The organism is Streptomyces sp. NPDC048278, from assembly GCF_040652195.1.
GTDB lineage: Bacteria > Actinomycetota > Actinomycetes > Streptomycetales > Streptomycetaceae > Streptomyces.
On record NZ_JBEZLP010000064.1, the window covers coordinates 23,676 to 31,850 of the forward strand.

An 8,175-nucleotide genomic window follows, 5' to 3' on the forward strand; every position below is an offset into this window, starting at 1 on the left:
AGCGAGAGGAGGTGGGCATGGGATCGGTACTGATAAAGGGCGGGTTGGCGAAGACCTCGCTGGGGTTCCCGAGCTTGTCGAACTCATCGGGCTATCGGCTCCGTCCGGAGCCGCTCCGGGCGGTCGACGACCCGGGGGACGCTGCAGAAGGGCTCTCCAGGTAAGTAGTCGGCGCCGCGACCGGCTGTCTGCGGACCCCTTGTCGTCCTGGTCAGGCCGCATGCCGAGGGCCCTCGCACGGCACCCACCGACGCGACCCAGGATGCGACTCAGGGCGCGACGTAGGCCGCGACCGAGGATGCGATCCAGGGCGCGACCCAGGGCGCGACCTCGGTCGACCGGCTACCGGCTCCGTCCCGACGACCGTCCCTGGGACGGCGGGGTGTGCGTCGCGGACTGCTCGTTCCGGGCCCGGATTTCGGCACGCCGGGCCTCCTGTGCCTGGCGCTGCTGCTGCACTACGCGCCGGCCCGCGGTCTCGATGTCGTGCAGCTGCGGGTGCTTGCCCGCGATCTCGCTACGGAGCGCCTTCTCGGCGCGCGCCTGGGCCGCTCGCGTGCGGGCCCGCTCGGCCTCCCCCCTTTGGGTGGCTGCTTCTCCCGTCATCCGGCCGACCCTTTGCTGGTCACGGACGTCGATGGTGTGTCCCGCGCGGTCGGCCAAGGTGCGCATCTCGGCGAACCGGTCGGTGACGACCGCGACGTCCTCCGGGCCGCGCTGGTACTGGCCGATCCCGAGGTTGCTGGCGAACGGGCTCTCCTTGACGTGCTTCCAGGCGTCGCTCACGGCGTGCCGGGCCGCGTTCTCGGCCCGGAGCTGCTCGTTGCGGGCGGCGACCCGCTCACCGGCGTACAAGTCGCTCAGCTCCCGCTGCTCCTTGCGGGAGGTGCCGGCCAGACGCAGGGTGAGCCACCCCTTCTGATCGCCCTTGGCCAGCTCGGAGAGCCAGCCCGCGCGCTCCTCGACCGTCCGCCGCATGGCGGCTGCGGTCTCCAGCTCGCCGCGCGCGGTGGCCAGTAGCTCACCGGCCTGGTCCAGGACGACCCCGGCCTCGGCGGCGTACTGCTGCCCGCGCGTCTGTCCGGCGGACGCGTCCCGCTCCAGCTTGGCGGCCAGAGCACGGGCGGCGACGTCGTTGCCGCGGGAGAGGTCCTCGAACTCCTCGGCGAGCTTCTCGTTGGAGGTGATCTCGCGGTCGAGGGCCCGGTCCGTGACGTCGCCGTACGGCCGTGTCGACCATGCGGGAACGGCCCGTTGCTCGCGCATCTGCTCCAGCTTGGCGAGGTGCTCCTCGGTGAGCCGCGGCAGGTCCCGATCGGTGGCGAACTTCTGCTCCTGGTCGTCCGCGACGACTTCGGGTTCACGCCCATCGTCGGCCAGGGCTTCCTCGGCGGCGATGTCTCGCTGGGGCGGCACCGCTGCCGCTTCCGGCTGCTCGAACAGGAGGTCGGAGACCATCGAGTCGGGCCGGGACTGCCCGAGGAACTCGGCGAAGGCGCGGATCGCCCGCTCCATCCGCTCCCGGTCGGAGCGCGCGGCCCCGAGGCGGGCCTGCGTCTGCTCGCTCTCGACCACGTCCAGGGGCAGCCAGATGTGGTTCTCCCGGCGGGCGCGGGTGATGCCCGGGTAGCAGGCGAAGGCGTTCGCGCCGTGCCCGTACATCAGCGACGTGTTGCACGTCAGGCCCTGGCTCGCGGCGATCGTCATCGCGTACCCGAGCGACAGGGAGCCGGACGCGATCTGATCGGCAGTCATCCACCCCGTCTCGTACCGGAAGCCGCCCTCGGCGCGGGAGTCCCTGACCCTCCAGGTGACTTCGGCCCGGTGCTGGTCGTCCAGCGCGGTGACGACGGCCCGGTAGCCGTTGAGCATGTCCGGGCCCTCCCCCCGCCTCGACCTGTAGTCGTTGATGCGGATGCGGACCGCGTCGCCGACGGCGAGGGTGACCGAGTCGCCGCCCGGCATCGCGTAGGTGTGCTCGGCGCCGAGTTCGCCGGCCGCGCGCCGGATCTGCTGAGCACCCAGGTTGAGCGCGTCGACGTCGGAGTTGCGGGCGGCGAGCACCACCAGGTTCTGGATGAGGTCGTAGGGGTCGGACCACTTCGAGGCGCGCAGCTCGCTCCAGGTGGTCAGGATCTGGGAGCGGGCCTCGTCGGCGGTCTCGGCGGCGTGGACGCGCCCGCCGGCGGCGAGCAGCTCCAGCGCGAGCCGGTGGTCGCCGGTGCGCCAGACCTCCAGCGCCTGCCGCTCGGCAGCGTCCTCCTGGCGGCGGTTCTCGGTGAGCGTCAGGCCATGGACGATCCGGTGGACCTCGCGGTGCCAGCCGCCCACGCCCACCGCCTGGAGCTGGAGATGGTCGCCGACCGCGACGACCTTCGTGCCGGTCCTCGCCGCTTCCGCCATGAGCGCGGCGGCGGACCGGTCGTCCACCATCGTCGCCTCGTCGACGACCAGGACGTCGACGCCCCGCAGCCCCTTGCCGTCCCGGATCTCCTTGAGCCAGGCCGCGCCCGTGCGGGACGGGATGCCGGACGCGTCCGCGAGGCCCTTGGCCGCGACCGCCGTGAGCGTGGCCCCGGCGTACGTGGTGCCGATGGCGTCCCACCCGATCCGGCACGCCTCCATCAGCGTCGACTTGCCCGCGCCGGCGACGCCCATGATGGAGTCGATCCCGTGCCCGGCGACCAGGACCCGGGTCACGGCCGCGCGCTGCTCGTCGGAGAGCGCGTACCCGGCCGCGACCTCGAAGACGTCGATGGCGGCCGCGGCCTGCTCGGCGGTGAGCTGTACCGAGCCGTCCTCGTACCGGTCGAGGGCGTGCTGGCGGACGGCGGCCTCGCAGTCCAGCACGTCCTGCGTGGTGAACCTGGCGATCGACGACATGACGGTGGACCCGACGGCGGGCACCCGCACCGCGTAGCCCTCGATGGCGAGGACGTCGTCGACGAGCTGCTCCAGGCGGTCCGGGTCAGCGTCGATGCCGAACTCCAGGGCGTTGGCGACGGCGGCCAGGGCCTGCGCCCGGGTGAACGTCTTCTCGTGCGCGGTCAGCCCGGTCTCGGGGTCGAAGACGATCGCCGCGAGGTCGGACGGCGGCGGGATGCGCGGGCCGCCTCCGGGGCCGTCGACACCGGCACCGCCGTCCGGGCCTGGCGGTCCCGGGACCGCGGCCGCCATCATCACGTCGACGTCGTCGACGACCTGCTCGGCGCGCTGCCTCCAGCTCCCGCGCATCGTGGTCGCGTCCGAGTCGAGTTTCTCCCTCTTGGTCGCCATGCTCGCCGCCTGCTTCTCCTGGCGGCTGGCGTCGGCGCCGACCTTCTCGTCGACGAGCGCGGCCCGGCGCGAGAAGTGATCCCGCACGTGCTCGGGGATCCCGGCGACCTCCCACGCGCCGGTCCGCTCGTTGCGCTCGCGCCGGATGCCGTGGTGCTCGAAGGTGAGCGCGCGCACGCGGGCCTTGAAGTACGCGTCGGCGGCCGACGCGTGCCGGTGCAGGTCCTGCCCGCTGTTCGCGATGGACCGCCACTCGCCGTCCTCGCACAGCGCCATGTTGGCGACGGTGACGTGCAGGTGCAGGTGCGGGTCGCCGGGCTCCCCGGCCTGGACCGGCCGCGCGCTCTGGTGCTCGACCGACCAGGCGAGCAGTCCGCCGGTGGCGAGCCGGACCGGTTCGCCGTCCTCGCTGCCGACCGCGTACCCGACCCAGCCTTCGAGCTGGCGGAAGGTGTCGACCTTGGCCTGGTGCACGAGACGGCGCAGGTCCTCGGCGGGGATCGTGTCCATCAGCGCGTGGACCACGCTGTCGCTCTTGGGGACGTCGAGGACGATGTCCCAGCCGCGGACCCGGTCGTCGACGCGGCGATCCTTGTGTTCCCAGGCGGCGGCGAGTTCGGTTTCACCGTAGACGTCATCCAGGGAAATACCGGCGGCGCGCGCGAGTTTGTGAAGCGTGGTCACCTGCATGCGATGCATTTCGCCGAAGCGGTGGACATTGCGCTTCTGGGTCTCGAATACAGCCTGTTGCTTCGGCTTTCCCTCGAACATTTCGCCCGGCTCGACCCCATTTTCCTCTGCGGCCTTTTCGATGGCCTCGACCAGCCGGGCGGTAGTGAGCTGAGCCAATGCGTGGGCGCGGACGGACGTCCGGGATTTGATGAGGCGGGCGCCCGTTTCTGGGTGGCATCCGTTCATGAGGCGACGGGCCGACTCCTTGCCCTCATCGTCCAGCTCGGCGCCTTCGACGAGGCCGACGTCCTTGAGCCCGCTGCCCATCCAGATCAGGGCGGACCCGGCCTCGGAGCGGAGCCGGTAGTCGACGGCCTGGTCCTCGCCGTCCTCGCCCAGGACGACAGTCTTCTCGGCGTCGGCCTCGACCACGGCGCACCCGGCCTGCTCCTTCAGCCGGTACTCGACCTGCTCGTCGACGGTGATTTTCGTGACCCAGGCCACCGGCCGGTCCTCCCCCTGCTGCGCGCCCCGCGCGCTTGTGCGCTTGTGATCTTTTCCCGGCCTGCCGGGGTTCCCCGCGAGGGGAACCCCCTTTGTCCTCTCCCTCATTCTGATCATGAACCGGAGGGAGGCCAACAGGGTCACCACACAACCCACAGACAACCAGGTGACCAACAGACCAACGACGTACAGCACCATGCCACTGACCACAGACAGTCAACCGGCCGGGGTCTGTCGAACCCGGTCCGCTCCCATCCGGCGGGCAGCGTTCCCGCCGGCGCCCACCGCGCGGGCCAGGGTCCGGCGCCAACGGCGGATTATCTAGCCAGATAGAACGCGGGTAGTTCCGCTGTCCGTGCGGGCAGCGTTCCGGCTGGCTTTTCAGCTTGCGGGAATGCTGGCCGTGCTGCTCGCGTCCCGGCGGGCGGGGTGGCTTGCCTCTACGCTGAGACGCGAAGAGCCCCCCGGCACCAACATTGCCGGGGGGCTCTTCATGCGTGTGTTTCAGTGGAACCAGACCAGGACCGCAATTCTGATCTGCCGTTCTTCTCGGATGACGGCGTATTCGATGATGACCGGTTCTCCCGGGATCTCCAGCGAATAGCGCACTCCGAGGTCATCCATCGGAGATCCGGGCGGCTCGCGGTCCGCGTCGACAGCGGCACCGGCCTCAATTCCCAGGGCGAGCAGGAAGTTGAGGACCTTTTTCGAGAGGTCGGGCGGCATATCGAGCATGACGCTCGCCGGGAATTCCTCGGTCCATACGGTCCAGCCGCGCTGGGGCCGGTCGGTCATCCGGCCGCCCTTTCCACCTGCTCCAGGAGGTCCTCGACCGCCACCAGGTTACGGCCGGCCGTGACGTTGGCCCGGCTGGTCTCGGCGCCCCTGGCGCTGTTGAGCATGGCCTCGCGCCACCAGCGGCGCATGACGCCGGGGACGTCGGCCTCCTCGGCGGCCAGGACCTCGCCGTAGAAGCGGGCGCGCGGTCCGCCGGTGAGGGCGTCGCCGATGGCGTTGATGGTGTGCGGGATCGAGTGGACCCGGCTGTCTGCCGGGTGTTCGGGTTGGGCGCTCACTGCGCTCTCCCTTCGGGTCGGTTCATCGAGTGTCCTACGAACGAGGGTGCCCGTGGGTCACCGGTCGCCGAGGAGCTGCGCGACCATCGGCCCGGCCTCCTGGTTGACCCGGCGGGCGACCTCGTGAACGACCTGCTTGGCCTCCTCGACCAGGCCGCGGCCCTCGGTGTGCTTCGGGGTCGGCAGGTCCCAGCCGGTGGCGGAGATCAGGATGTGCGAGACGGTGAGGACGGCGCCCCGGCCGGGCTTGAGGTCGGGCTCCCAGGGGTGGCGGTACTTGTCGTCGCGGGTCGCGATGTCGTACCGGGTCGTCCAGTCCTGCCACGGGTGGCGGGGGCGGCGGTCGGCGGGCAGGTCGTTGAACCAGAGCGGCACGGAGACCTTGAAGGCCAGCGAGCCGTCACCGTTCTCGTTCTCCGCCCAGACCGCTTCGATCCCCTGGAGGTCGGGGCGGAACTGCACGTAGCCGGTCAGCACGGGCGGCGTGGCCACGCGCCAGGCCGCCGCGGCGAACTCCTCGACCGGCAGCGGGGTGCCGGGGGTCTCGTCGTGGAAGTCACCCAGGCGCTGGCTGAGGTAGACGCCGTAGCGGCTGTGGCCGTCGCTGGCGCCAGAGCGGTCGCCGGGCTCGTCCACGGACACGAGGGTCGTGGGGGTCCAGTCGGTCATCGGTTCGGGTTCCTCTCTGGAACGGGGAGGGGTCGCCGTGGTGGCGGCCCCGCGGTCATCTTGTCGTGCGGGTCGGACAGTCCGGGCCGGTTTGAGCCGCTACGCCCGGCCGGACTCTCGGTTGTGGACTCCGGCGGGCAGCAGGTCCTGGTCGACGTCGCGGTGCTCGATGGTGGCCTCGTCACCGGCGGCGCGCAGCAGCTCGTACGAGGCGCGGGCCAGGCCGACGCTGCGGTGCCGGCCGCCGGTGCAGCCCCAGGCGACCATGACGTTGGCGCCGGTGTCCTCGGCGAGGCCGCGGGCGGTGGCGACCGCGTTGAACACGAGCCGCTCGGCGCCCGGGGTGGCCATGACGTGGTCGTAGACCTCCTGGTCCAACCCGGTGCGGTGCTTCAACTCCGGGTTGTGGAACGGGTTCCGGAGCAGGGCCCGCAGGTCGAAGATGAGGTCGGCGGTGGGCACGGAGCCGTGGCCGTAGCCGAACGAGACGATGTGGATGGTCACTTGCTGTCCTCCATGGACATTGGTGGGGCCGGGCGGGCCGGTCAGCTGTCCTCGAAGCGGCTGACCGCGCAGTCGTGGCAGAGGGTCATGACCGGGTGGTCGTCGCGCTCCGGGTAGAGGGACGTGGTGAACGGGTCCTTCATCACCTGGACGTCGTCCTTCTGCTGGTTGCACCCCTCGCACGCGAGGAGCGGGGTGAGCAGCTCCAGGGCGCGGTTGATCTCCTCGCCGGTGCGGTCCTCCACGTAGCCCTGGGCCTCGTCGAGGACCTCGGTGATCTCGTCGACGTCCTCGTGCTCGACCTCGGCGAGGCTGTTCCCGATCGCCCGGAGGAGACCCGAGACCTGCCCCAGCACACCCGCGTCCGTGTTGCTGTGGTCGTACAGCGCGCGCAGCACGGTGACGTGCGGAGCGATGGCCTCGGTGTCCGTGGCGGCGGCCTTCAGCCGCTCCAGGCCCACCTGGATGATGGCGGTCGCGGCCGCGACTTCCTGCTCCAGGGTCAGCTTCGAGTCGGTCACTGCGGGTCCTTCCGGGTTAAGAGGCAGATTATCTAGCCAGATAGCGCGCGTTTGCGCTGCTCAGACGGCCGCGATGAGGAGCGCCGCGACCAGGAGGAAGAAGTGGTGGAACGACTGGTCGAGCGCGTAGGCGCCCGTGCCGAGGGTCGGGGCGTACCCGCCGTCGGCGGTCGCCGGGGCCGCGGGGTGGGCCGGGGTCCCGAGGGTGAGGAACTCGGTCTTGCCCGTGGCCTTGGCGAGCCAGGCGAGGGTGCTTCGGCGGTCGGCCCACCAGTGGCTCGCCGCGTCGATCCCGAGGCCGGCCACCATGCCGCCGGTGGTGACCGGGAGGTCGAGGACCAGGACGACGGGGATGAGCACGACGGCCTTCGTGACCGTCAGACCGAGGACGTGCAGCGTGCAGCTCAGGCGCCCGGTCCTGCTGGACTGGCCGGGGTTCCGGTCGCTCTCGCCCTTGTGGGCGGCCTGGTGGGAGGTCTGGACCCAGTGGTCCCCGACGGAGTGTGCGACGTACAGCGCGATGAACACGGCGGCGAACACGGCGGCTGCGTTGCTCATGTGGTGGTGGTCTCCCTGTCTGCGTTCCGGCTGTCGTTCCCGCTTGCTTTTTCGCTTGCGGTAATTCAAGGATGCAGACTCCGAGTCTGCATGTCTAGGGGTTCGCAGACTCCGAGTCTGCATGGCGTGTGTCTGTGCTGGTCACGCCCGTAAAACTTCTCGCGAATCGGCCGGGCCCTCCGCTCCCCGGGCGCACTGGGAGCGTGATCCGCGCCTCACTGCTCGCCTCGCGAAGTGGTTCGAAGGGCTTCGCCGGCGCCTTCCGGGGAGGGGGGTGTAAAGCGGACGGGCGCGATCGCGCCCGGCGGCCCCGGCTTTCCGTCTGTGGCGGTCGCGCGTTCACCGTCACCGCCCACTCGGCCGTGAACGGCCTCCCGGTCGGTGCCGGGCGCGAC

7 protein-coding genes are annotated in these 8,175 nt (G+C 71.0%); all 7 read right to left on the reverse strand.

Annotated features, from left to right (window positions below; translation table 11 throughout):
- Positions 1–342 precede the first annotated feature (342 nt).
- Positions 343–4,452: a MobF family relaxase gene (mobF, locus tag AB0D74_RS49130; protein WP_362602772.1), complete on the reverse strand. Its 4,110-nt coding sequence runs from the start codon at positions 4,450–4,452 to the stop codon at positions 343–345.
- A 504-nt stretch (positions 4,453–4,956) separates the two neighbouring features.
- Positions 4,957–5,247, reverse strand: a complete 291-nt coding sequence (locus AB0D74_RS49135; RefSeq protein WP_362602775.1) for a hypothetical protein — start codon at positions 5,245–5,247, stop codon at positions 4,957–4,959.
- On the reverse strand, positions 5,244–5,528 hold the full coding sequence (locus AB0D74_RS49140) for a hypothetical protein (protein WP_362602778.1): 285 nt from the start codon (positions 5,526–5,528) through the stop codon (positions 5,244–5,246). The genes AB0D74_RS49135 and AB0D74_RS49140 overlap by 4 nt, the downstream gene beginning before the upstream one ends.
- A 57-nt stretch (positions 5,529–5,585) precedes the next feature.
- Entirely contained in the window at positions 5,586–6,197 is a 612-nt protein-coding gene (locus tag AB0D74_RS49145) for a hypothetical protein (protein WP_362602781.1), read from the reverse strand.
- Between the two features lie 99 nt (positions 6,198–6,296).
- Positions 6,297–6,701 carry an RNase adapter RapZ gene (locus tag AB0D74_RS49150; RefSeq protein ID WP_362602784.1) on the reverse strand — a complete coding sequence of 135 codons (405 nt, stop codon included), beginning with the start codon at positions 6,699–6,701 and terminating at the stop codon, positions 6,297–6,299.
- Between the two features lie 41 nt (positions 6,702–6,742).
- On the reverse strand, positions 6,743–7,222 hold the full coding sequence (locus AB0D74_RS49155) for a hypothetical protein (RefSeq protein ID WP_362602787.1): 480 nt from the start codon (positions 7,220–7,222) through the stop codon (positions 6,743–6,745).
- A 60-nt stretch (positions 7,223–7,282) separates the two neighbouring features.
- The gene (locus AB0D74_RS49160) at positions 7,283–7,780 is read right to left on the reverse strand and encodes a transcriptional regulator (RefSeq protein WP_362602790.1); all 498 of its coding nucleotides are present in this window, start codon (positions 7,778–7,780) and stop codon (positions 7,283–7,285) included.
- Positions 7,781–8,175: the final 395 nt, after the last annotated feature.

Excerpts from the sequence above, each read along its gene's own strand:
- AB0D74_RS49135 (WP_362602775.1), bottom strand. The coding sequence starts at position 5,247 with ATGACCGACCGGCCCCAGCGCGGCTGGACCGTATGGACCGAGGAATTC.
- AB0D74_RS49145 (WP_362602781.1), bottom strand. The coding sequence starts at position 6,197 with ATGACCGACTGGACCCCCACGACCCTCGTGTCCGTGGACGAGCCCGGC.
- AB0D74_RS49160 (WP_362602790.1), bottom strand. The coding sequence starts at position 7,780 with ATGAGCAACGCAGCCGCCGTGTTCGCCGCCGTGTTCATCGCGCTGTAC.